General features: G+C 72.5%; 19 protein-coding genes and 2 pseudogenes. 12 read left to right on the top strand and 9 right to left on the bottom strand.

Annotated elements, in window-relative coordinates; all coding sequences use genetic code 11:
• Positions 1-233 (bottom strand): annotated as a pseudogene (locus tag ON36_RS16165) (peptidylprolyl isomerase); the annotation flags it as partial.
• A gap of 141 nt (positions 234-374) precedes the next feature.
• Here ON36_RS16165 and hisS point away from each other — a divergent pair.
• The 3 genes from hisS (at position 375) to ON36_RS16150 (ending at position 3,393) form a co-directional block, all read left to right on the top strand.
• Complete coding sequence (gene hisS, locus ON36_RS16160) at positions 375-1,649, top strand: histidine--tRNA ligase (RefSeq protein ID WP_043653670.1); 1,275 nt, start codon at positions 375-377, stop codon at positions 1,647-1,649.
• A 4-nt stretch (positions 1,650-1,653) separates the two neighbouring features.
• On the top strand, positions 1,654-2,286 hold the full coding sequence (locus ON36_RS16155; RefSeq protein WP_043653667.1) for a hypothetical protein: 633 nt from the start codon (positions 1,654-1,656) through the stop codon (positions 2,284-2,286).
• 99 nt (positions 2,287-2,385) lie between these two features.
• Positions 2,386-3,393, top strand: a complete 1,008-nt coding sequence (locus ON36_RS16150) for a malate dehydrogenase (protein WP_043653664.1) — start codon at positions 2,386-2,388, stop codon at positions 3,391-3,393.
• A 17-nt stretch (positions 3,394-3,410) separates the two neighbouring features.
• Here ON36_RS16150 and ON36_RS16145 read toward each other — a convergent pair whose 3' ends face one another.
• Positions 3,411-4,427 carry an Rv2578c family radical SAM protein gene (locus ON36_RS16145; RefSeq protein WP_043653661.1) on the bottom strand — a complete coding sequence of 339 codons (1,017 nt, stop codon included), beginning with the start codon at positions 4,425-4,427 and terminating at the stop codon, positions 3,411-3,413.
• A gap of 32 nt (positions 4,428-4,459) precedes the next feature.
• Entirely contained in the window at positions 4,460-5,434 is a 975-nt protein-coding gene (locus ON36_RS16140; RefSeq protein WP_043653659.1) for an NAD-dependent epimerase/dehydratase family protein, read from the bottom strand.
• A gap of 188 nt (positions 5,435-5,622) precedes the next feature.
• On the opposite strand from ON36_RS16140, the gene ON36_RS16135 reads away from it, so the two are divergent.
• Both ON36_RS16135 and ON36_RS16130 read left to right on the top strand, forming a co-directional pair.
• Positions 5,623-5,952, top strand: coding sequence for a type VII secretion target (locus ON36_RS16135; RefSeq protein WP_043653656.1), 330 nt, complete (start codon positions 5,623-5,625; stop codon positions 5,950-5,952).
• A complete protein-coding gene (locus ON36_RS16130) occupies positions 5,949-7,589 on the top strand; it encodes a hypothetical protein (RefSeq protein WP_043653654.1) in 1,641 nt (546 codons plus the stop codon). The genes ON36_RS16135 and ON36_RS16130 overlap by 4 nt, the downstream gene beginning before the upstream one ends.
• Before the next feature lie 63 nt (positions 7,590-7,652).
• Here ON36_RS16130 and ON36_RS16125 read toward each other — a convergent pair whose 3' ends face one another.
• Both ON36_RS16125 and ypfJ read right to left on the bottom strand, forming a co-directional pair.
• The gene (locus ON36_RS16125; RefSeq protein WP_043653651.1) at positions 7,653-8,153 is read right to left on the bottom strand and encodes a hypothetical protein; all 501 of its coding nucleotides are present in this window, start codon (positions 8,151-8,153) and stop codon (positions 7,653-7,655) included.
• A 41-nt stretch (positions 8,154-8,194) separates the two neighbouring features.
• Positions 8,195-9,118: a KPN_02809 family neutral zinc metallopeptidase gene (ypfJ, locus tag ON36_RS16120; RefSeq protein WP_043653648.1), complete on the bottom strand. Its 924-nt coding sequence runs from the start codon at positions 9,116-9,118 to the stop codon at positions 8,195-8,197.
• Between the two features lie 208 nt (positions 9,119-9,326).
• Here ypfJ and aspS point away from each other — a divergent pair, with 208 nt between their 5' ends.
• Positions 9,327-11,135: an aspartate--tRNA ligase gene (gene aspS / locus ON36_RS16115; protein WP_043653646.1), complete on the top strand. Its 1,809-nt coding sequence runs from the start codon at positions 9,327-9,329 to the stop codon at positions 11,133-11,135.
• 72 nt (positions 11,136-11,207) lie between these two features.
• A complete protein-coding gene (locus tag ON36_RS16110; protein ID WP_043653643.1) occupies positions 11,208-12,188 on the top strand; it encodes a DUF389 domain-containing protein in 981 nt (326 codons plus the stop codon).
• Here the strand turns inward: ON36_RS16110 and ON36_RS16105 are convergent.
• A complete protein-coding gene (locus tag ON36_RS16105; protein ID WP_245558097.1) occupies positions 12,163-13,032 on the bottom strand; it encodes a DUF2189 domain-containing protein in 870 nt (289 codons plus the stop codon). The genes ON36_RS16110 and ON36_RS16105 overlap by 26 nt on opposite strands.
• Before the next feature lie 341 nt (positions 13,033-13,373).
• On the opposite strand from ON36_RS16105, the gene ON36_RS16100 reads away from it, so the two are divergent.
• Positions 13,374-14,543 (top strand): phosphotransferase family protein, encoded by a 1,170-nt coding sequence (locus tag ON36_RS16100; RefSeq protein ID WP_043653638.1) that lies wholly within the window; start codon positions 13,374-13,376, stop codon positions 14,541-14,543.
• Positions 14,544-14,552: 9 nt separating this feature from the next.
• Here the strand turns inward: ON36_RS16100 and ON36_RS16095 are convergent, their stop codons facing one another.
• The 3 genes from ON36_RS16095 to ON36_RS16085 all read right to left on the bottom strand — a co-directional run bounded on the left by ON36_RS16095 (position 14,553) and on the right by ON36_RS16085 (position 17,937).
• Positions 14,553-15,806, bottom strand: a complete 1,254-nt coding sequence (locus ON36_RS16095) for an RNA polymerase sigma factor (protein ID WP_043653635.1) — start codon at positions 15,804-15,806, stop codon at positions 14,553-14,555.
• A gap of 8 nt (positions 15,807-15,814) precedes the next feature.
• Positions 15,815-16,162 (bottom strand): YciI family protein, encoded by a 348-nt coding sequence (locus ON36_RS16090; RefSeq protein ID WP_043653632.1) that lies wholly within the window; start codon positions 16,160-16,162, stop codon positions 15,815-15,817.
• A 113-nt stretch (positions 16,163-16,275) separates the two neighbouring features.
• Positions 16,276-17,937, bottom strand: coding sequence for an alkaline phosphatase D family protein (locus tag ON36_RS16085; protein WP_083885173.1), 1,662 nt, complete (start codon positions 17,935-17,937; stop codon positions 16,276-16,278).
• A 128-nt stretch (positions 17,938-18,065) separates the two neighbouring features.
• On the opposite strand from ON36_RS16085, the gene ON36_RS16080 reads away from it, so the two are divergent.
• The 4 genes and pseudogenes from ON36_RS16080 to ON36_RS16065 all read left to right on the top strand — a co-directional run.
• The gene (locus tag ON36_RS16080) at positions 18,066-19,391 is read left to right on the top strand and encodes a replication-associated recombination protein A (protein WP_373281803.1); all 1,326 of its coding nucleotides are present in this window, start codon (positions 18,066-18,068) and stop codon (positions 19,389-19,391) included.
• A gap of 68 nt (positions 19,392-19,459) precedes the next feature.
• Positions 19,460-22,126, top strand: coding sequence for an alanine--tRNA ligase (alaS, locus tag ON36_RS16075; RefSeq protein ID WP_043653629.1), 2,667 nt, complete (start codon positions 19,460-19,462; stop codon positions 22,124-22,126).
• A gap of 1 nt (position 22,127) precedes the next feature.
• A complete protein-coding gene (gene ruvX / locus ON36_RS16070) occupies positions 22,128-22,667 on the top strand; it encodes a Holliday junction resolvase RuvX (RefSeq protein WP_043653627.1) in 540 nt (179 codons plus the stop codon).
• A pseudogene (locus ON36_RS16065) lies at positions 22,664-22,919 on the top strand (hypothetical protein); the annotation flags it as partial. The gene ruvX and the pseudogene ON36_RS16065, both read left to right, overlap by 4 nt.

The following is a 22,919-nucleotide window of genomic DNA, read 5'->3' as shown; positions in this document are numbered from 1 at the left end:
AGCGGGGTGTTCACGAACGGCGTCGTGGGGACGTCGGAGGCGGTGGTGTCCGCCGAGTCGTCGCCCTTGGTGAGGAAGTAGACCCCCGTGATCGCCGCGGCGACCACGATCACGCCGAGCACCGAGCCCGCGATCATCAGGCGCTTGCGCTTGCGCTCCTGCTCGGCCCTTCGTTCCAGCTGCCGCTCCAGCTTGCGCTTCGCCGCCGCCCGGCGCTGTTCATTGCTCGGCACTACCGCGTTCCTCTCGTCCCGGTCGGGTAACTGGTGAGAGTGTGCCATCTCTCGCTGAGAACTCCCGGCGCCCGCGGTGACCCGGGCCGCGCCGCGATACCGGTTGGACTCGGGTGGGGCCCGTACGGAAAACTGGGTCCCGTGACCAAGACCAGCAGCTTCACCGCCCCGAAGGGGGTCCCGGACTACGTGCCCCCCGGCTCGGCCGAGTTCGTCGCGGTACGCGACGGCCTGATCCGCGCCGCCCGACTCGCCGGGTACGGGCACATCGAGCTGCCGGTCTTCGAGGCGACCGCGCTGTTCGCGCGCGGCGTCGGCGAGTCGACCGACGTGGTCAGCAAGGAGATGTGGACCTTCGCCGACCGCAACGGCGAGAGCTTCACCCTGCGCCCGGAGGGCACCGCGGGGGTCATGCGGGCGGTCATCCAGCACGGCCTGGACAAGAGCGCCCAGCTGCCGGTGAAGCTGTGCTACGCAGGCCCGTTCTTCCGCTACGAGCGGCCGCAGGCCGGTCGGTACCGGCAGCTGCAGCAGGTCGGCATCGAGGCCATCGGCGTGGACGATCCGGCGCTGGACGCCGAGGTCATCGCCGTGGCCGACGCCGGTTTCCGGGGGCTCGGCCTGGACGGGTTCCGGCTCGAGATCACCTCGCTCGGCGACGAGACCTGCCGTCCGCAGTACCGCGAGCTGCTCCAGGAATTCCTGCTGAAGCTGCCCCTCGACGAGGAGACCCGCCGCCGCGCGGAGATCAACCCGCTGCGCGTGCTCGACGACAAGCGGCCCGAGGTGCGGGAGCTGACCGCCGACGCGCCGCTGATGATCGATCACCTCTCGGCGTCGGCCAAGGCCCACTTCGACGAGGTCCTGGCGCACCTGGACGCGCTCGGCGTGCCGTACGTGGTCAACCCGCGCATGGTGCGCGGCCTGGACTACTACACCAAGACCACCTTCGAGTTCGTCCACGACCGGCTCGGCGCCCAGTCCGGCATCGGTGGCGGCGGCCGCTACGACGGGCTCATGGCCGAGCTGGGCGGTCAGCCGCTCTCGGGCATCGGCTTCGGCATCGGGGTCGACCGGACCGTGCTGGCGCTGGCCGCCGAGGGCAGGTCGGCCGCCGATCCGGCGCGCTGCCAGGTCTACGGTGTCGCCCTCGGCGACGCGGCCAAGGCCCGCCTCGTCGCGCTGGCCGGGGAACTGCGCGGGGCGGGCATCAGCGTCGACCTCGCCTACGGCGGCCGCGGCATGAAGGGCGCCATGAAGGGCGCCGACCGCTCCGGGGCCAGGTTCACCCTGGTCCTCGGTGACCGCGACCTGGCCGAGAACAGCATCGGCGTCAAGGACATGGCCACCGGTGACCAGCGGCAGGTGCCCCTCGGCGAGACGCTCGCCGTGCTGACCGCCGCCCTGCGCGGCTGACCCCGTGCCGGGCGAAGATCAGGACGCGATCGGGCTCGACCTGGTCGCGCCGGAGATGTTCGCGCCGGTGCTGCGCACCCTCATCTGGGCGGCCGTCGGCCTCGGGACCGGCGCCGCGCTGCTGTCGGCGCTGTGGCTGACCTGGCCCGGCGCGTTGGCGGTAGGGCTGGCGGTCGCGGTGCCGACGATCGGCTACGCCGTCGCGCTGCGACGCAGACGGATGTGGCTGCGCGGCGGTGTCGTCCACGCCCGCACGCTGTTCGGCACGCGGACGCTGGACATCGCCGAGGCGACCGGCGTCGAACTGCTGGTCTATCCGGGGCGGCTCAGCCGGATCGTGCTGCGGCTCACCGCGCGCGGCGAGACCCGGATCGTGCCGCTCGCCCTGTACACCGACACCGGCAGCGGCCGGGAACTGCACGTCCTCGGCCTCCGCAAGCTGGCCGACGCGCTCGCGGGCACCGACCTGGCCGCCGGGGTCGCCGTGGCCGACGTGCTGGTCGCGCAGCTGCGCGCCGAGGCCCGCGACGCGGCGCTCGGGGAGCGCCCGCTGTACCGGGGCGTGCGGCTGGTCCGCGAGAAGGACGCGGTGCAGCCCGTGGTGCTCGGCGACGCGGAAGTCGCCGGGCTGCTGTAGGAGTCGCCCCGGCCTGTCTGCTTGCTCACGTGCGCGGGCACCGGCCGGATCCGCTCCTAGGGTGGGGGACGAGGGTCCGCCTACCGTGAGGAGCGCGTCGTGAGCACAGCCGTCCGGAACACCCCCGTCACCGTGACCGTGACCGGAGGGGCGGGACAGATCGCCTACGGCATGCTGTTCCGCATCGCGGCGGGCGCCATGCTCGGCCACGACACCCCGGTGCGGTTGCGGCTGCTCGAGATCCCCGCCGCGGTGGCCTCCCTCGAGGGCGTCGCCATGGAGCTCGCGGACGGCGCGTTCCCGCTGCTGGAGTCGGTCGACATCACCGACGACCCCGCGTCCGGGTTCGAGGGCGCGAACATCGCGCTGCTCGTCGGCGCCCGCCCGCGCCAGGCCGGCATGGAGCGCGCGGACCTGCTGGCCGCCAACGGGCCGATCTTCGCCGCCCAGGGCGCCGCCATCGCCGCGCGCGCCGCCGCCGACGTGAAGGTCCTCGTCGTCGGAAATCCCGCCAACACCAATGCCTACATCGCCGCCCGCAACGCGCCCGGCGTCCCGGCCGCGCGGTTCACCGCGCTCACCCGTCTCGACCACAACCGCGCCGTCGCCCAGCTGGCCCGCCGGACCGGCGCCCAGGCCGCCGACATCACGCGGATCGCGATCTGGGGCAACCACTCCGCCACCCAGTTCCCCGATCTGGGCCACGCCGAGGTCTCCGGCAAGCCCGCCACCGAACTCGTCGACGACGCCTGGGTGCGCGAGGTGTTCGTGCCGACCGTGCAGCAGCGCGGCACCGCCATCATCAAGGCCCGGGGCGCGTCCTCGGCGGCCAGCGCCGCGAGCGCGGCCATCGACCACATCCACGACTGGGTCCTCGGCACGCCCGAGGGGGACTGGACCTCCATGGCCGTGGCCTCGGACGGCTCCTACGGCGTGCCCGAGGGGCTCGTGAGCTCGTTCCCGGTCACCTGCGCGGGCGGCGAGTTCCGGGTCGTGGAGGATCTGTCCCTCGACGACTACGCCCGCGAGCGGATCGCGGCGAGCGTGGCCGAGCTGGTGGCCGAACGCGACGCCGTCGTCGACCTCGGCTTCGCCCCGCGGGACTGACCGGCCCCGGTGTCCGGTCAGCCGAACAGGGCCAGCTGCGGATGCTCCGCCGCCGTCGCGGGACCGCCCGGAGCGGGCGGTTCCGCCCTGACCCGGTGCAGGCCGTGCCGCGCGAGCAGCGGGTCGGTGCGTTCGCGCAGCCACGCCGCGTACTCCGGGACGACGGTGCCGCCGCGCGCGTAGAGGCGCCGGTAGCGGCGCACCAGCGCGGGATGCTCGGCGGCCAGCCACTGCAGGAACCAGCCGCGGGTGCTGCCGCGCAGGTGCAGGGGGAAGGCGACGGCGGAGGCCGCGCCCGCGTCGGCGACGGCGCCGACCAGGGCGGCGAGATGGGCGCGATCGTCGGTGAGGCACGGGATGATCGGCGCCAGCATGACGTGCACCCCGAACCCCGCCGCGGTGAGCGCGCGGACCAGGTCGAGGCGGGCGCGGGGCGACGGCGTGCCCGGTTCCAGGCCGCGGTGCAGGTCCTCGTCGAGCACGGCGATCGACACCGCCACACTCACCGGCACCCGCTCGGCCGCCGCGCGCAGCAGGGGCAGGTCACGGCGCAGCAGGGGGCCCTTGGTGAGCAGCGAGAACCCGGTGCCCGAGTCCGCCAGGGCGCCGATGATGCCGGGCATGAGGCGGTAGCGGCCCTCGGCACGCTGATACGGGTCGGTGTTGGTGCCCAGCGCGACCGTCTCCCGCCGCCAGGACCGGCGGGCCAGCTCCCGGCGCAGCACCGCGGCGACGTTGGTCTTCACCACGATCTGGGAGTCGAAGTCCGCGCCGGGGTCGAGGTCGAGGTACTCGTGGGTGGGCCGGGCGAAGCAGTAGCGGCAGGCGTGCGAGCAGCCGCGCATCGGATTGACCGTCCACCGGAACGGCAGCCCGGAGGACTCGGGCACCTTGTTCAGCGCGCTCTTGCACAGCACTTCGTGGAAGGTGATGCCCTCGAACTCCGGCGTGACGACGGTGCGCACCAGCCCGGCCCTGTCGAGGCCGGGCAGCGCGCCGTCGTCGGCGTCGAGACTCTGGGGCTGCCATCGCACACCCTAGAGTCGAACACAGGTTCGAATACGGGTCAAGCGGCGCGCGCGGCGGCGAAGAAGTCGACGAGGTCGGCGACCGTCTCGGCGAGCGGGCGCGGCCGGTAGCCGAGTTCGCGTTCGGCCTTGCCGTGGTCGACCTCGGGGGCGGACAGGATGGCGCCGAGGGCGGCCTTGCTGATCACGTCCGAGCCCATCCGGCGGCCGATCGGCTCGAGCACGGGCATCAGCTTGTCGATGGCCTTGGCCGGGATGACGAACCGCGGGCCCGACTTGCCCGCCTGCGTCGCGGCGAGGCGGCACAGGTTCGAGATCGAGGTCATGTAGCCGCCGAGGAGGTAGTTCTCGCCGGTGCGGCCGTTCTCGCCGGCCAGGATCAGGCCCTTGGCGACATCGCGGACGTCGACCAGGTCGAACCCGCCGCCGATCATGATCGGCACCCGGCCGCGGGCGGCGTCGGCCACGATGCCGTTGATGCGCGAGAGCCTGCCGAGGTGGTCGGCCGGGCCGTAGACGCCGGTCGGGTTGACGATCACCGCGTCGAGGCCGCGTTCGATCACCGCGCGCAACTCGCGTTCGCCCTGGTACTTGGAGCGGTCGTAGACCGGGATGGAGGGGTCGACCGAGCGGCCCGAGGTCTCGTCGATCCGGCCGCCGCAGCGGTACTGGTCGAAAGCGTGGATGGAGCTGGTGTGCACGAAACGCCGGACGCCGACCTCGAGGGCGGCCTCGGCGGTCACCCGCACGCCCTCGGTGTTGACCCGCCAGGCGACGTCGTGCTTCTCGGCGAGGGTGATCAGCGCGACGAGGTGGTAGACGACCTCGCAGCCCGCCAGCACCGCGCGCATCGAGGCCGGGTCGAGCACGTCGCCCTCGACCCAGGTCACCGCCGGGTCGGTGGTCGCGGGGGCGGCGCGGTCGACGGCCACGACCTCGTGGCCGAGCTCGACGAGCTGGGGGATCAAGTTGGAACCGAGGTAGCCGGCTGCACCGGTCACTGCGACCTTCATGAGCCGAGAATATAGAACAGGTTCTAGTTATGCCGCGAATCCCGCAGATCGGGCCCGGCACGGCTCGAAAACGGCGGTGCCCGTGGGCTATATTCGGCTCACTGCGCCGACGCGGTGCCGCGCCGGGAGTTGTGTGGCGCCGGGACGGTGCGCGAGCAGACGTTTCACGACGAATGGGGGGTTACACCATGACCGATCTCACGGTGCAGACCGAGGCGGTGGAGACCTTCGCCGCGACCAACGCCGCGGTCTCCGGGGACATCGCGGCCGCCAGCGGGTGGGACCAGGCGGCCAACATCGCGGCCATGACACCGGTCTTCGGGCTGATCGGTGCCGACTACCTCGCCATGTTCGCCGCCGCGCAGGTCCTGCAGGCCAAGGACATCAACGACCTGTCCGACAAGTACAACAAGCTCTCCCAGGCCGCGTTCAGCACCGCGAGCACCTTCACCGCCACCGACCAGGGCAACGCCGCCGACATCGCCCGGCAGGCGGCCCAGATCGGCGGCACGCTGTGAAGCCGATCAGCACCTCCGGCGACGGCGTCATCGCGCCGACCGCCGCCGAGGAGGCCTCGCTGTCCTACGCCACGGCCGTCAGCGCGAACGGGCAGGCCGTGCTCGACGTCCCGCTGGTCCAGTTGCCCGCCGACCTGTCCTCGCTCGGCGAGGAGCCGGTGTTCGCCCTGGCCCGCAAGATCGTCGACGACGGCTCCGGCGGCCTGACCACCCCCGCCGGTCTGTCGGGGCTGTCCGGGCTCGGCACCGGCACCACCGACGCCCAGGACATCCTCTCCGGGGTCTCCGCCGGCGCCACCGGCGCCGCGACCGGCCTGTTCGACGGCGCCCAGAGCGCGCTCACCGGCGCGAACACGCTGCTCGGTTCGAGCGGCGCGCTCACCGGCGCGCAGACCGCGCTCGACACCGCGCGCAGCTCGCTCGGCCTGACCGGTACCTCCTCGGGCACCGCCGCCTCGGCGGCCGCGTCCACCATCACCGAGGACCCGGTCTCGGCCCTGCTCAGCGGCATCTCGATCCCGGCCCTGCCCGGGGTGGACACCCTCTTCGAGCCGATCCTCTCCCTGCTGAGCAGCTTCGGCACCGGCGTGTTCAGCTCGCTGGATCCCACCAGCATCCTGAGCAACTCGTCCTCGCTCATCGACACCGCCATCTCGGTCGCGCAGGGCGGGCTGACCACGGTGCAGCAGCTGTGGGACGGCGACTCGGCCGACGCGGCGACCACCGCGAGCAAGCAGGCACAGGCCAGCGGCACCGAGACCAGCCAGCGCGGCGTCGACATCGCCGCGCTCACCGAGCAGGCGGCCGCCGTCGTCCAGGCGGGCAACGCCCAGCTCACCGGCATCGCCACCACCTTCGCCACCCAGGCGACCGTGCTCGCGCCCACGATCATGCTGCCCACCACCCAGACCGCGCTGATCGCCCTGGCGACCGAGCACCTGGGTTCGGCGGTCACCGTCGTCAACACCACCCGCGGCGAGCTGGCGGGCAAGACCGCCGAACTCACCTCCACGGTGCAGTCGCTCGTCGCCAACAGCGGCCTGCCCTCGCCGGACGAGGTCGCCTCCACCGCGGCCCAGAACATCGGCGAACCGCTGCTGGAGAAGGCGCAGTCCGCGCTGTCGGGCGACTCCACCACCAGCGGCGGCACCAACACCACCACCGCGGGCACCAACGCCGCGGGCTCGGGGTCGCCGACCACCACCTCGGCGGCCGGCCTCGGCACCGGGGGCAAGGGCGGCACACCGTCCACCGGCAAGGGCGGCGGGGGCAGCCCGTCGCTCGGCGCGCTGGGCAGCACCGGGTCGCCGACCACCGGCACCCCGAAAGCCGGTGCGAGCGTGCCGGGTTCGGGCGGCGTGCCCGCCGCGGCCGTGCGCCCGGTCTCGGCAGGTCTCGGCTCCGGCGCGGGCACCACGACGGCGGGCACCGGCAACAGCTTCATGGGCGGCGGCGCGGGCGCGGGTGCGGGCGCCGGCCGCGGCGGCAACGACGACGAGCACGGCCGCACCGTCCAGCCCTACCAGAGCCGTTCGGGCAACGACGATCTCACCGGCCCGCTCGGCGAATCGACGCCCGAGGTCATCGGCGCCACCAGCGCCGACGAGGCGGGCACCATCGACGAGAGCCGCTTCTGACACGGCCCGCAGACGGCGAGGCCCCGCGCACCGGGTGCGCGGGGCCTCGCCGTCTGCGGTGTCTCAGCGCTTCTCGGTGAACGCGTCGAGCAGCTTGCGGTACAGGTCGGTGAAGCGCTTGCGGGCGGCCTGCTGGTCCGGGGTGAGCCCGTCGGTGACCTCGGGGGAGTAGACCACCACGTGCGCCTCGCCCGCGAGATCGGCGGGCATGAGGTCGATGAGCCGGCTGCCCTTGCCCTCGCCGGTGGGCACGCCGAAGTCCAGCTCGCGCAGCGCGCGCACCTCGTCACCGGCCGCGCTGATCACGTCGGCCGGGACCGTGCCCTCGACCTTCTTCGGCTCGGTCTCCTTCTTGCGGTCGGCGCTGATCGCGTCGGGCGACTTGATCGCCTTGCCGTCGGCGAAGATCCGCAGCTCCGGGCGCAGGTCGGTGCGCTCCTGCCAGCCCGCCGGAATGGTGGTCAGCGTGATCAGCGGCACCGGGGCCGGATCGGCGGTGGCCACGGCCGCGGCGCCCGGCAGGGTCAGGGCGCAGACGAGCGCGGCGAGCAGGGTCGATCGCATGGAGGGTCCCCTCGGATTCGGTGATGGACGGTGCGGCCGGGTCAGCGCAGGCCCGGCGGGTTGTTCAGGTCGTTGGCCGAGTAGGTGTCGCACGCCTGCACCGACCCGGTGCGGTAGCCGGTGAGGAACCACTTCTGGCGCTGGGCCGAGGAGCCGTGCGTCCACGCCTCCGGGTTCACCCGCCCCTGGGCGGCCTTCTGGATCCGGTCGTCACCGACCGCCGAGGCGGCCGAGAGCGCGTCGTTGATGTCCTTCTCGGTCAACGGGTTCAGGAACGGGGCGGAATTGCCCGGGCCCGGCTGTTTGTCGGCGTAGTAGGCCCAGATCCCGGCGTAGCAGTCGGCCTGGAGCTCGGTACGGACCGCGCCGGACTCGGGTCCGCGCGGGTCCCGCTGGGCGCGGTTGATGTCGCCGAGCAGGGTCTGCAGGTGGTGGCCGTACTCGTGCGCGACCACGTACTCCTGGGCGAGCGGCCCGCCGTTGGCGCCGAAGCGGTCGACCAGTTCCTGGAAGAAGCTGGTGTCGAAGTAGGCGGTCTGATCGGCCGGGCAGTAGAACGGCCCGACCTCGCTCGACGCCGCGCCGCACCCGGTGTTGATCTGCCCGGAGAACAGCTTGAGCTGCGGCTTCACGTAACGCTTGCCGGTCTGCTTCGGGAACTGCTGCTCCCAGACGGCGTTGAGGCTCTGGCCGGTGGCCACCACGCGGCAGTCGACGTACTTGTTGGCGTCGGCGCCGGTCTTGCACTTGGCCAGCGAGTTGTCGCCCGCGGTCTGGGTGCTCTGCGCGTCGCCCCCGGTGAGGTTGCCGATGACCGAACCGGGATCGCCGCCGAGCAGCAGCGTGACCACGACCAGGATCAGGCCGCCGATGCCGCCGCCGACCGCCAGGCGCGGGCCCATGCCGCCACCGCCGCCGGACGAGGCGCCGTCCGGGTCGATCTGCATGCCTTCGTTGAAGGTCATCTCGTTCCCCTGTTGTCTCGGCGTGGCGTCGGCCACAGCCTAATCTGCTCCGTGCGGCGGCGGCGGGGAGAACCCGGGTTCGCTTGCCGTGCACAGCTTGACACGTCGGGGTGGATATCGGTTTTCCTCCTCCCGCCGTGTCTCACTACGATGGCAGTGCACCCGGTCCACCCGTCGCCGGGCGCGAGCCCCCGTCGAAAGGATTACCGTGCTGCGCACCCACTTGGCTGGTTCGCTGCGAAGCGAGCACGCCGGTCAGACCGTCACTCTCACCGGTTGGGTGGCCCGTCGGCGCGACCACGGTGGCGTGATCTTCATCGATCTGCGCGACGCGTCCGGTGTCGCCCAGGCGGTGTTCCGCGAGGGCGAGGCCGCCGAGCAGGCGCACAAGCTGCGCGCGGAGTTCTGCGTGCAGGTCACCGGCGTGGTCGAGCAGCGCCCGCAGGGCAACGAGAACCCCGACCTGCCGACCGGGCAGATCGAGGTGAACGTGACCGAGCTGGTCGTGCTCAACGAGAGCGCGCCGCTGCCGTTCCAGCTCGACGAGACACCGGGCGAGGAGGCGCGGCTGCGCTACCGCTACCTCGACCTGCGCCGCGAGGGCCCCGCGCACGCCATCCGGCTGCGCTCCAAGGTCAACGCCGCGGCGCGCGAGGTGCTGGCCCGGCACGAGTTCGTCGAGGTCGAGACCCCGACGCTGACCCGGTCGACCCCCGAGGGCGCCCGCGACTTCCTGGTGCCCGCGCGGCTGCAGCCCGGCACCTTCTACGCGCTGCCGCAGAGCCCGCAGCTGTTCAAGCAGCTGCTCATGGTCGGCGGTATCGAACGCTACTTCCAGATCGCGCGCTGCTACCGCGACGAGGACTTCCGCGCCGACCGGCAGCCCGAGTTCACCCAGCTCGACATCGAGATGAGCTTCGTGCGCCAGGAGGACGTGATCCTGCTGGCCGAGGACATCCTGACCGCGCTGTGGAAGCTGGTCGGTCACGACATCACCACCCCGATCCCGCACATGACCTACGCCGAGGCCATGCGCCGCTTCGGGTCCGACAAGCCGGACCTGCGGTTCGGCGTGGAGATCACCGAGCTGACCGAGTACTTCAAGGACACGCCGTTCCGGGTGTTCCAGTCGGAGTACGTCGGCGCGGTCGTCATGCCGGGTGGGGCGAGCCAGCCGCGGCGCCAGCTCGACGCCTGGCAGGAGTGGGCCAAGCAGCGCGGCGCCAAGGGCCTGGCCTACGTGCTGGTCCAGGAGGACGGCACCCTCGGCGGCCCGGTCGCCAAGAACCTGACCGACGCCGAGCGCGAGGGCCTGGCCAAGCAGGTCGGCGCCGTGCCGGGCGACTGCGTGTTCTTCGCCGCGGGCGCGGTGAAGTCCTCGCGCGCGCTGCTGGGCGCCGCGCGCGGCGAGATCGCCCGCAAGTGCGGCCTGATCGACGAGAACGCGTGGGCGTTCGTGTGGATCGTGGACGCGCCGATGTTCGAGCCCGCCGCCGAGGCGACCGCGAGCGGCGATGTGGCCCTCGGCTATTCGGCCTGGACCGCGGTGCACCACGCGTTCACCTCGCCGAAGCCGGAGTCGATCGACACCTTCGACACCGACCCGGGCTCGGCGCTGGCCTACGCCTACGACATCGTCTGCAACGGCAACGAGATCGGTGGCGGCTCCATCCGTATCCACCGCCGGGACGTGCAGGAACGCGTGTTCGGCGTGATGGGCATCGGCCACGAGGAGGCCCAGGAGAAGTTCGGCTTCCTGCTCGACGCCTTCTCCTACGGCGCCCCGCCCATGGGCGGCATCGCCTTCGGCTGGGACCGGATCACCGCGCTGCTGGCCGGGGAGGATTCCATCCGCGAGGTCATCGCCTTCCCCAAGACCGGCGGCGGCGTCGACCCGCTGACCGACGCGCCTGCGCCGATCACCGCGCAGCAGCGCAAGGAGGCCGGGATCGACGCGAAGCCGGAGGTCAAGGGCGAGAAGAAGTCCGACGCGCCGAAGGCCGGCGAACAGGAGTAGTCCGGCGGGGCGGCACCCGGTACCTTCTGGTCTGATCCCGCGCTCTCGTGGCGCAGACCGGAAGGGGCCGGAGTGCTGCACGTGCGTGTCATCTGTCCACCCGCGCAGACCGACGAACTGGTGCGGCGGCTGGAGAACGATCCCGGCGTCACCCACGTGACGCTGGCCCGCGGCGCCGCCGTCGAGCCCGCCGGGGACGTCGTGCAGGCCGACGTGGCGCGCGAGGGGGCCAACAAGGTCCTCGCCGACCTCAAGGAGCTGGGGATCCGGCACACCGGCGGGGTCACGGTCGTCCCGATCGAGGCGGTGTTCTCCGACGCGGCCGACGAGGCCACCGAGCTGTCGCCCGGCGATCCCAGCGACGCGGTGGTCTGGGATCAGCTGCTCGCCGAGACCCACGAGGAATCGACGCTCAACGCCACCTTCGTGGCCTTCCTGACCATCGCCTGCCTGCTCGCCTCGATCGGCGTGGCCACCGACTCCCCGGTCACCGTCGTCGGCGCGATGGTGGTCGGCCCGGAGTTCGGGCCGCTGGCCGCGCTGGCGGTGGCCGTGGTCCGGCGCAACTGGTCGCTGGCCCGGCGCTCGGTGATCGCGCTGGCCGTGGCGTTCCCGATGGCCATGGCCATCACGATGGGCGCCACCCTGGTGTGGGAGCAGCTCGGCTGGATCACCACCGAGAACGTGCTGGACGCGCACAACGTCGACTTCATCTACGAGGTCGGGCCGTTCTCCCTGGTGGTCGCGCTGCTGGCCGGGGCGGCGGGGATGCTCTCGCTCGTGACGGCCAAGTCCGCGGCCCTGATCGGGGTGTTCATCTCGGTGACCACCGTGCCCGCCGCCGGCTACGCGGTGGTGGCCGCGACCCTCGGCCAGTGGCACCGGGCCTTCGAATCGGTCGGCCAGCTGGCGGTCAACCTGACCGGCATCGTGATCGCCGGGGTCGTCGTGCTGCAGCTGCGGCCACGGGCGGGGGACGACCCGGGCCCGCTCGAACGCTTCAAGCGGGCCATCGGGATGCGCGTGGTCAGCGCGCGACCGGGCCCGCGGTGAGCATGCGGTAGGCGTAGGTCACCGCGATCGTGCACACCGGGCCCGCCACCAGCAGGCCGAGGCCGCACAGCAGCAGCCCGACGAAGGTGATCAGCGCGACCGTCAGCGCCAGCAGCACGACCGCCCACACGTTGGCGAGGACCAGCCGGGCGCTGGCCCGCAGCGCGGCGAACGGGCCGAGGTCCTGATCGATGACATAGTGCACGGAGAACATGCACAGCACGCCGACGATCACCCCGGGCAGCACGAGGAACAGCGACGCCACGAGCGTGGCGCCGAAGGCGAGCAGCGCGGTGAGCAGGACGTTGCCCGCGTTGACGAAGCGGAAGAACGACGCGAACGCCGGTGGGTAACCGTCGGTCTCGTAGAGCGCGCCGCGCACCATGGCCGCCTGCAGCAGCCACAGCGCCACCATCACGAGCAGGAAGAGCAGCAGCACCCCGAACAGCGAGGTCGGGTCGAAGACCTGCACCAGCGCCACGACGGTCAGATAGACGAGCACGCCGATCGCCGTGACGCCGAGCCACGGCCCGGCGTTGGCGCGGAAGCGCGCGATCCCGTACCCGATCGACTGGCCGACATCGAGGGCCTGCGCGCCGGAATGGTAGTAGCCGGGCGTCTGCTGGACCGGGCCCTTCGACACGCCGGGCGCGGGCGGGGCGGCCGGTGGCGGCGGCGGTGGATAACCGGACGGCGCACCGAATCCCGGGCCGGTCCCCGACGGACCGTAGCTGGGCTGTTGCCCGCCGGTCCGCGGCAGCGGCGGCGGCGGCTCGACCGGCTCGGTGCCGTACTGGGCCGCGCCCGGTCCCTCGAACTGCGGATAGCCTGCGCCGCCTGCCATTCCGTGCCGTGCCGGACCACCCGGACCCGCCGGTGCGGGGGCCTGGCCGCCGTGGCGGCCCTGGGGTGGGGCGAACTGTTCGCCACCGTGGGTTGCCTGCGCCCGGCCAGGTGAATCGTTCGATGCGGCAGACGATGTGTCGGTCACTGTGGTAGACCTTTCGGACTCAACTGGTTTGCGGTGTGGCGCACAGCAGTTGACGATGAGAAAACCCGACGACGGTCCGGTGTGTCAAGCGAACAGCGCCCACCGCGCAACCCCGGCGCCAACACGCCGGGCGACGCGGAAAGGTTGTGTAACCGCTCGCTAGAAGTGACCCGGAACGAGTAGCTTGAGAGGCGATGACCGCACTATTGGCCGAACGTGCCGCCGACGTCGTATCCGCAGCGCAACAGTTGCTCACAAAGCGAATGGGCGCTCCGGTGAAGCTGAGCGATCCGATCGAACTCAGCGGAAGTGGCAGGACGACAGTCCTGCGTGTGCGGGTCGCGGAGAACGCTTTCTCGCTGCCGCGCACCCTGATCGTGAAGAAGGTGCGCGGCTCCGCCAAGGAGCGGCGCACCGGAGGCCTCGCGCCCGGTGTCGCCAGCATCGACTCGGCGTTCCTGCGCGAGGCCGCCTCCTACCAGTTCACCACCGCGTTGAGCCGGGAACACCGTCCCGGCGCCTACCTGATCGCGCACAGCCTGCCCGACCGGCTGCTCGTGCTCTCCGACCTGGGCGACAACGCGCTGCTGACCTCGGTGCTGGCCGGGCGCGCCGAACCCGCGACCCACAACGCCCTGATGGCGTTCGCCCAGGCCCTCGGCCGGATGCACGCCGCCACCGTCGGCCGCGAGCCCGACTTCGTCGCCCTGCTGCGCCGGGTCGACTCCGCGCACCGCGTGGACGGCATCGCCCAGCAGGCCCAGGCCGCCATCGCCGAGGTGCCCGGGCTGCTCGCGCGGGAACTGGGCATCGAGGTGCCGGGCGAGATCGCCGACCGCATCGTGGCGGGCAACCGCCTGTTCACCGGTGGCAGGCACCGCGCGTTCAGCCCGTCGGACCTGTGCCCGGACAACGTCATCCTCAACGACGACGGCGCCCGGTTCCTCGACTACGAGTGGGGCGGCTTCCGCGACGCGACCCTCGACATCGCCTACGCGCTGGTGTCCTTCCCGGGCTGCCTGTGCGACTTCGAACTCTCGCGCGCCCGCGCGCGGGAGATGGTCGAGGCGTGGCGGTCGGCCGTGGTCGGCGTGTGGCCGTCGCTGGCCGACGACGCCGTGCTCGCCGAGCGGATCCTCGAGGCCCGGCTGATCTGGGTGTGGCTGTCGACCTACTGGTTCCTGCCCGCCGACCACACCCGCATCGCCATCGCCCGCGAGCACGGGCTGTCGGTGCCGCGCTCGGTGGCGCTGATCAACCGCTGGTCGGCGCTGGCCGAGGACGCGCGGATCACCGGCGACGACGCCGTCGGCGACTTCGCCGAGCAGGTGTCGGCGATGCTCGAGGAACGCTGGGCCGAGTGAGGCCCCGCGTCAGCCGGTGAGCGCGGCGAGCCTGCGCCGCAGGTGGGCGTGCTCGACGGCGTTGTCGGTGAGCAGCAGCGCGGCCTCGTAGGCGGCGATCGCGTCGGCGGTACGGCCGAGGTCGGCCAGGAAGGCCGCGCGGGCCGCCTCCAGGTAGCCGTACGCCGCCAGCGCCGGTTCCCCGGACAGCGGGCTCAGCAGCGCCAGCGCGCGCTCCGGATCGCCGGCGAGCCCGACCGCCACCGCGTGATTGAGCCGCACCACCGGGGAGGGCGCCTCGCGCAGCAGCAGGCGATAGAGCCCGATGATCTCCCGCCAGTCGGTGTCCGCCCAGGTGGGGGCCTCGTCGTGCACGGCGGCGATGGCGGCCTGGAGGGTGTAGCGGTCGGTGTGCGGCAGCGCCCGCTTCACCAGGGCGACGCCCTCGGCGATCGCGGCGCGGTCCCAGCGGGACCGGTCCTGGTGCTCAAGGGTGCACAGGTTGCCCGCGTCGTCCACGCGGGCGGCGCGCCGGGCGTCGGTGAGCAGGACGAGCGCCAGCAGCCCGGTCACCGACGGGTCGTCGGGCACGAGCGCGTGCATCATGCGGGCCAGCTGGCGGGCCCGGTCCGCCAGGTCCGCCCGGACCAGCACGTCGCCCGCGGGCGCGGTGTGGCCGGTCGTGAACAGCAGGTGCACGACCGCGCAGATGGCGTCGAGGCGCTGGGGCAGCTCCCGAACCGAGGGCACCCGGTAGGGGATCGCCGCCACCGCGATCTTCTTCTTGGCGCGGGTGATGCGCGCGGCCATGGTCGCCTCGCTCACCAGGAACGCCCGCGCCACCTCGGCGGTGGTGACGCCGCAGACCAGCCGCAGGGTCAGCGCGACCTGCGCCTGCGGGGCCAGCGCGGGGTGACAGCAGGTGCTGATGAGACGCAGCCGGTCGTCGGGGATCTCGGGGTCGTCCAGGTTCGCCAGGACCGTCTCGGCCGTGTCGTCGGCGTTCTCCTCCACCACCAGCTTCGGCAGGGCACGGCGCAGGGTGTCGGCCCGGCGCAGCAGGTCGAGGGCCCGGCGGCGGGCGACGGTGGTGAGCCAGGCGCCGGGCCGGGCGGGCACGCCGTCGGCGGCCCAGGCGGTCAGGGCGGTCGCGTACGCCTCCTGGACGCATTCCTCGGCGAGGTCGAAATCGCGGACCAGCCGCACCGTCGCGGCGAGCACGAAGGCCCACTCGCGACGGTGCGCCAGGTCGACGGCGGCGCGGACGCGCTCGTCGCCGGTCACGGCACGGCCTACTCGAAGACCTGGATCGGCCGCACCTCGACGCCGCCGTAGCGGGCGGGCACCCGCCGCGCCAGGGCGATGGCGGCGTCCAGATCGGGCGCCTCGATGAGGTAGAAGCCGCCCAGGGCCTCCTTGGCCTCGGCGAACGGGCCGTCGGTGAGGACGAAGTCGCCGTCGGGGCCGCGCCGGATGCTGGTCGCGGTGCTGGTCGGGGTCAGGGCGTGCCCGCCGAGCCGGGCGTCGCCCGCGATCTCCTGGAACGCGACGTGATCGGCGAACACCTCCTCCAGCTCGGCGGGGGAGACGCTCGCGTAGGCGGATTCGTCCTCGTAGATCAGTACCAGGTACTTGCTCATTGCTCGCTCCTTCGGTCGCGGCGCCCGAGCGGTTCGGGCCACCGTATCTCTCCGACGAACCGCTCCCGCCGGAATCGACAACCCGTCGCGTCCCGTTTTCCGCGCCGACGGCCTCAGGCGACCGGCAGCGCCCGCGGCTCGAGCCGTCCGCCGGTGGGCACCGCGAACGACGCGCCATGGCGCACACCCGAATTCGGGTCGAGCACGTCGGCGAGGTAGAACCAGTCCATCTGCGCCTGGGCGGGGGTCACGTCGAGGACCCCGTAGCCGTGCGAGTCCAGCTCGGTGTAGCGCAGGTGGTGGTTGGCCGCCTTGATGGCCTCCTCGGCGGGCACCGAGGCGGTGCGCGGCGGCATCTTCAGCAGGTCGCCGACGCTGGACGAGGTGACCGACGGGACGACGAACTCGGCGCCGACGGTCGGCCCGCCGGGGTAGTTGGCGGCGTCGAGCGGCAGGTCCGCGGCCCAGGACGTGTGGATGTCGCCGGTGAGGAAGACGACGTCGCCGACCCGGTTGCCCGCGATGGCGTCGAAGAGGGTGGCGCGGTCGGCGGTGTAGCCGTCCCACTGGTCGCCGTTGACCGTGAGCCCGCCGCGCGGCAGCCCGAGCAGGGTGGTGATCGCCTCGGTGGTGGCCGGTTCCAGCGGCGGGAACACCAGCGGCGCGATCATCACCGAGTTGCCGACGAGCTTCCAGCGGGTCGGCGAGGACACCAGCCCCGCGGTCAGCCAGGACATCTGCGCGCGGCCGGTGATGGTGCGCGCCGGGTCGTCGGCCACCCGCCAGCCGGCGACCGGGCCCGCCTCCTCGTCGCGGTAGCTGCGCAGGTCGAGCATGGACAGCTCGGCCAGCGTGCCGAAGCGGAGCCTGCGATAGATCTGCACCTCGCCGTCGGCGCGGGTCTCGCGCACGGGCATCCATTCGAGGTAGGCCTGCGCGGACGCGGCGCGGCGCGCGGCCCAGTCGCCCTCGGTGGCGGGGTCGTGGTTCTCGGCGCCGCCGCGCCAGGAGTTGTCGGCGGACTCGTGGTCGTCCCAGGTGCAGATGAACGGGACGGCGGCGTGCAGGGCCCGCAGGTCGGCGTCGGTCTTGTACTGGCCGTGCCGGGTCCGGTAGTCGGCCAGGGTGACGATCTCGTTCGCCGGGTCGTGCGGGCGAACCGCGGCGCCGCCGCGCCCGGTGTACCGGCCGCGCGCGTACTCGTAGATGTAGTCGCCCAGGTGCAGCACCGCGTCCAGGTCGGTGCGGGCGGCCAGGTGGCGGTAGGCGCCGAACCAGCCCGCCTCCCAGTTCGCGCAGGAGACCACGCCGAGCCGCAGCCGGTCGACCGCGGCGTCGGCGGCGGGCGCGGTGCGGGTGCGGCCGACCGGGGAGGTCGTGCCGAGGGCGGTGAAGCGGTAGAAGTAGTCCCGGGCGGGTTCCAGGCCGCGGGCGTCCACCTTGACGGTGTGGTCGGCGGCCGCGTCGGCGGTCACGGTGCCGGAGGCGGCGATGGTGGCGAAGGACTCGTCCTCCGAGACCTCCCAGCGGACCTGCGTCGCCGCGCCGAGCCCCGACCCGGGGACCGCGTCGGGCGCGACGGTGACCCGGGTCCACAGGATGACCGCCTGCGGTAGCGGGTCGCCGGAGGCGACACCGTGCCGGAACACCCCCTCGTCGGCGTGCGCGGTGCCCGCGGTGGTGAGCAGCGCGGTGACCGCGACGGCGGTACCGCTCTTGAACAGGGTGCGACGGGCGAAGGGCGGCAGGACGGCACCTGCGGAGTTGTCGGCCACGAACAGCGATCACAGCCGATCGATCGCGGCGGCGCAAATCGAAACGCCGACGTTTCCGTCGCTCGGCGTGGCGGGCCCTGTCGGGAGGGCTCGGTACCCTGCAGGACGTGACCGACAGTCTGTTCGACGTGCCAGGAGACACCGCCGCGCCCTCCGCCGGGCTCGACGCGGTGATCCGGCGGGACGCGGGGGCGCCGCTGGCCGTCCGTATGCGCCCGCGCACCCTCGACGAGGTCATCGGCCAGCAGCACCTGCTCGGCCCCGGCTCCCCGTTGCGGCGGCTGGTCGAGGGCTCGGGCGCGGCGTCGGTCCTGCTCTACGGCCCGCCCGGCACCGGCAAGACCACCCTGGCCTCGCTGCTGTCGCAGGCCACCGGCCGCCGGTTCGAGGCGTTGTCGGCGCTGTCTGCGGGGGTGAAGGAGGTGCGCGCGGTCATCGACGTGGCCCGGCGCAGGCTCACCGCGGGCGAGCAGACCGTCCTGTTCATCGACGAGGTGCACCGGTTCTCCAAGACCCAGCAGGACGCGCTGCTGGCCGCGGTGGAGAACCGCATCGTCCTGCTCGTCGGCGCCACCACGGAGAACCCGTCGTTCGCGGTGGTCTCGCCGCTGCTGTCGCGGTCACTGGTGCTGCAGCTGCAGTCGCTGACCCCAGACGACATCCGCGCGGTGCTGGCCAGGGCCATCGCCGATCCGCGCGGCCTGGCGGGGGAGTACGAGGTCAGTGACGCGGCCCTCGACCACATCGTGCGGATCGCGGGCGGGGACGCCCGCCGCGCGCTGACCGCCCTGGAGGCCTCGGCGGAGTCCTCGCTCGACGGCGTCGTCGACGTCGACCTCGTCGAGGCGTCGGTCGACAAGGCCGCCGTGCGCTACGACCGCGCCGGCGACCAGCACTACGACGTCATCAGCGCGTTCATCAAGTCCATCCGCGGCTCCGACGTCGACGCGGCGGTGCACTACCTGGCCCGCATGCTCGCCGCCGGGGAGGATCCCCGCTTCATCGCGCGCAGGCTGATGATCCACGCCAGCGAGGACATCGGCATGGCCGACCCGACCGCCCTGCAGGTGGCGACCTCGGCCGCCCAGGTCGTGCAGCTGGTCGGCCTGCCCGAGGCCCGCCTCGCGCTGGCCCAGGCCACCATCCACCTGGCGACCGCGCCCAAGTCCGGCGCGGTCACCGCCGCCCTCGGCGCGGCCATGGCCGACGTGGCCGCGGGCAAGTCGGGGGCGGTGCCGCCGCACCTGCGCGACGGGCACTACGCGGGCGCGGCGAAGCTGGGCAACGCGCAGGGCTACAGGTTCCCCCACGACGCGCGCGAGGGCGTGCTCGCCCAGCAGTATCCGCCCGACGAACTCGTCGGCACCGACTACTACCACCCCACCGATCACGGCAACGAACGCGCGATCGGCCCCCGGGTCGACAAGCTGCGCCGCATCGTCCGGGGGGAGTGAACACGCCCGCCGTGACCGGCCGGACACCGGCGTAAACCGCTCGACCGAACCCGGTAAGCTGGACACTCGTGCAGACCCACGAGATTCGACGGCGTTTCCTGGACCATTTCGTCCGTGCCGGACACACCGAGGTACCCAGTGCCTCGCTGGTCCTTCCGGACCCCAACCTGCTGTTCGTCAACGCGGGCATGGTCCAGTTCAAGCCGTATTTCCTGGGCCAGGAGGCCGCGCCGTTCCCGCGCGCCACCAGCGTGCAGAAGTGCGTGCGCACCGGCGACATCGAAGAGGTCGGCGTCACCACCCGCCACAACACCTTCTTCCAGATGGCGGGCAACTTCTCCTTCGGCGACTACTTCAAGGAAGGCGCCATCACCTTCGCCTGGGACCTGATCACCCGGTCCCAGGACGAAGGCGGTTTCGGCTTCGATCCCGAGCGGATCTGGGTCACCGCCTACGAGAGCGACCCCGAGGCCGCCGAGATCTGGCACCGCGTCGCCGGAATCCCCAAGGAGCGGATCCAGTTCCGCGACGGCAAGGACAACTACTGGGACATGGGCGTGCCCGGTCCCGGCGGCCCCTGCTCGGAGATCTACTTCGACCGGGGCCCGGAGTACGGCGCCGAGGGCGGCCCGGTGGCCGACGAGGACCGCTACCTCGAGATCTGGAATCTCGTCTTCATGCAGGACATCCGCGGCGACCTGAGCCCCAAGCAGGGCCACCCGCCGGTCGGCTCCCTGCCGCGCAAGAACATCGACACCGGCATGGGCGTCGAGCGGGTCGCCATGCTGCTCCAGGGCGTGGACAACGTCTACGAGACCGACCTCATGCGGCCCATCATCGACAAGGCCGAGGCGCTGACCGGCCGCCGCTACGGCGCCGACGCCGAGGCCGACGTGCGCTTCCGCGTCATCGCCGACCACGCCCGCACCGCGGCCATGCTGATCGCCGACGGCGTGAACCCCGGCAACGACGGCCGCGGCTACGTGCTGCGCCGCCTGCTGCGCCGCATCGTGCGCAGCGCCCGCCTGCTGGGCGCCGAGCAGCCGGTGATGGCCGAGCTGATCAAGGTCGTCTCCGACCTCATGTCGCCGTCCTATCCGGAACTGGCCACCGACTTCGCCCGCATCGAGACCGTGGCCGTCGGCGAGGAGACCGCCTTCCGCAAGACGCTCACGACCGGCTCCGCGCTGTTCGACAACACCGCCTCGGCCGTGAAGGCCGGGGGCGGCAGGCAGATCGCGGGCAGCGACGCCTTCACCCTGCACGACACCTACGGCTTCCCCATCGACCTGACCCTGGAGATGGCCGCCGAGGCCGGGCTGTCGGTCGACGAGGAGGGCTTCCGCTCGCTCATGGCCGAGCAGCGGCAGCGCGCCAAGGACGACGCGCAGGCCCGCAAGCACGCCCACGCCGACCTGACCGTCTACAAGGAACTCGTCGACCGCGGCGAGACCGAGTTCACCGGTTTCGACGAGCTCACCTCCGAGGCTACGGTGCTGGCGCTGATCGCCGACGGCGTGCGGGTCCCCACCGCCACCGCCGGATCCGACGTCGAGGTGATCCTCGACCGCAGCCCGCTCTACGCCGAGTCCGGCGGCCAGATCGCCGACCGCGGCTCCATCACCGCCTCGGGGCTGAAGCTGCGCGTCAACGACGTGCAGAAGATCGCCAAGAAGCTGTGGGTGCACAAGGCCACCGTCGAGCAGGGCCAGATCACCGAGGGCGACATCGTGCTCGCCCAGGCGGACCCGGCCTGGCGCCGCGGCGCCACCCAGGGCCACTCGGGCACCCACATGGTGCACGCGGCCCTGCGCCAGGTGCTCGGCCCGAACGCCGTGCAGGCCGGTTCGCTCAACAAGCCCGGCTACCTGCGCTTCGACTTCAACTGGCAGGGCGCGCTCAGCGAGCAGCAGAAGGCCGACATCGAGGCCGTCTCCAACGACGCCGTCGGCGCGGACTTCCCGGTCAACACCTTCGTCACCGACCTGCCCAAGGCCAAGGCGATGGGCGCGATGGCGCTGTTCGGCGAGAACTACGGCGACAACGTGCGCGTCGTGGAGATCGGCGGCCCGTTCTCGATGGAGCTCTGCGGCGGCACCCACGTGCAGCACTCCTCGCAGATCGGCCCGATCACCGTGCTCGGCGAGTCCTCGGTCGGCTCCGGCGTGCGCCGCGTCGAGGCGTTCGTCGGCCTCGACTCCTACAAGTACCTGGCCAAGGAGCGCGCGCTGCTCGCGGGCGTCGCGTCCTCGCTCAAGGTCCCCTCGGAGGAGGTGCCCGGCCGCGTCGAACAGCTGGTGGAGCGTCTCAAGGTCGCCGAGAAGGAACTCGAGCGCACCAAGATGGCCGCCGTGCTGGCCTCCGCGGGCACCTTCGCCGAGCAGGCCGAGCGCGTCGGGGAGGTCCGCCTGGTCGCCGCGGCCGCGCCGCAGGGCGTCGGCGCGGGCGACCTGCGCACCCTGGCCACCGACATCCGCGGCCGCCTCGGCAGCGACCCGGCCGTGGTGGTGCTGCTCGGTGACGCCGACGGCAAGGTGCCCTTCGTGGTCACCGTGAACAAGGCGGCCCAGGAGCTCGGGTTCAAGGCCGGTGATCTGGTGGCCAGTTTCGGTCCGAGCATCGCGGGCCGGGGCGGCGGCAAGCCGGAGATGGCGCAGGGTTCCGGCGCCGACCCGTCCGGTATTCCGCTCGGCCTGACCGCGGTCCGTGCCCGGGTGGCCGAACTCGCCGGCTGACATGGGCAGCGACGCCGCCGAAGCGGCCGCGGATCGTCCGGATCCGGTCACCGATCCCGGCCGCGGCCGCCGGATCGGCATCGATGTGGGCAGTGTGCGGATCGGGGTCGCCTCGAGCGACCCCGACGGCATCCTCGCCACGCCGGTGGAGACGGTGCCCCGGGCCAAAACCGGGCGCGGGCCCCGTCCCGCCCCCGACATCGCCAGAATTGCCGAAATTGTGCGGGAGTACGAAGCGGTCGAGGTCATCGTCGGGCTGCCCCGGACGTTGCGCGGTGAAAACGGTTCCGCGGCCACGATCGCCCGTCGGTTTGCCGGACAGTTGCGCACCGAGATCGCGCCGATTCCGATACGACTGTCCGACGAACGGTTGACTACGGTGTCTGCGTCACGTGCGCTTCGCGACAGCGGAGTACGCGCACGCGGCCAGCGACAGGTGATCGATCAGGCGGCAGCAGTGTCGATCCTCCAAGGATGGTTGGACGAGCGGAGTTCGGTGTTGAAGGACGCAACCGATAGCGAGACCGGGGACCACGCATGACCGATCGGTGGACCCGCGCCGAGGAGCGCTACAAGGCCGCCGAAGCCGACCGGCGGTACCGCCGCCGCGACGACGACTGGGGCGCCGACGCCCGGTCGGCCCGCGCGCGTACCGCCGAACCCGACGCCTACGCGGCGCGGGACTGGGACAACGAGGACGACGACACCAACGTCATCCCGCGCTTCGAGGACGACTACGAGCCGGAGCCGGAGCCGGAACCCGAGCCCGCGCCGCGGCGCAGGCCGCGGCCCC

The sequence above is a fragment of the Nocardia thailandica NBRC 100428 genome, from assembly GCF_000308795.1.
GTDB lineage: Bacteria > Actinomycetota > Actinomycetes > Mycobacteriales > Mycobacteriaceae > Nocardia > Nocardia thailandica.
This window is presented reverse-complemented; position numbering and strand designations above follow the sequence as displayed.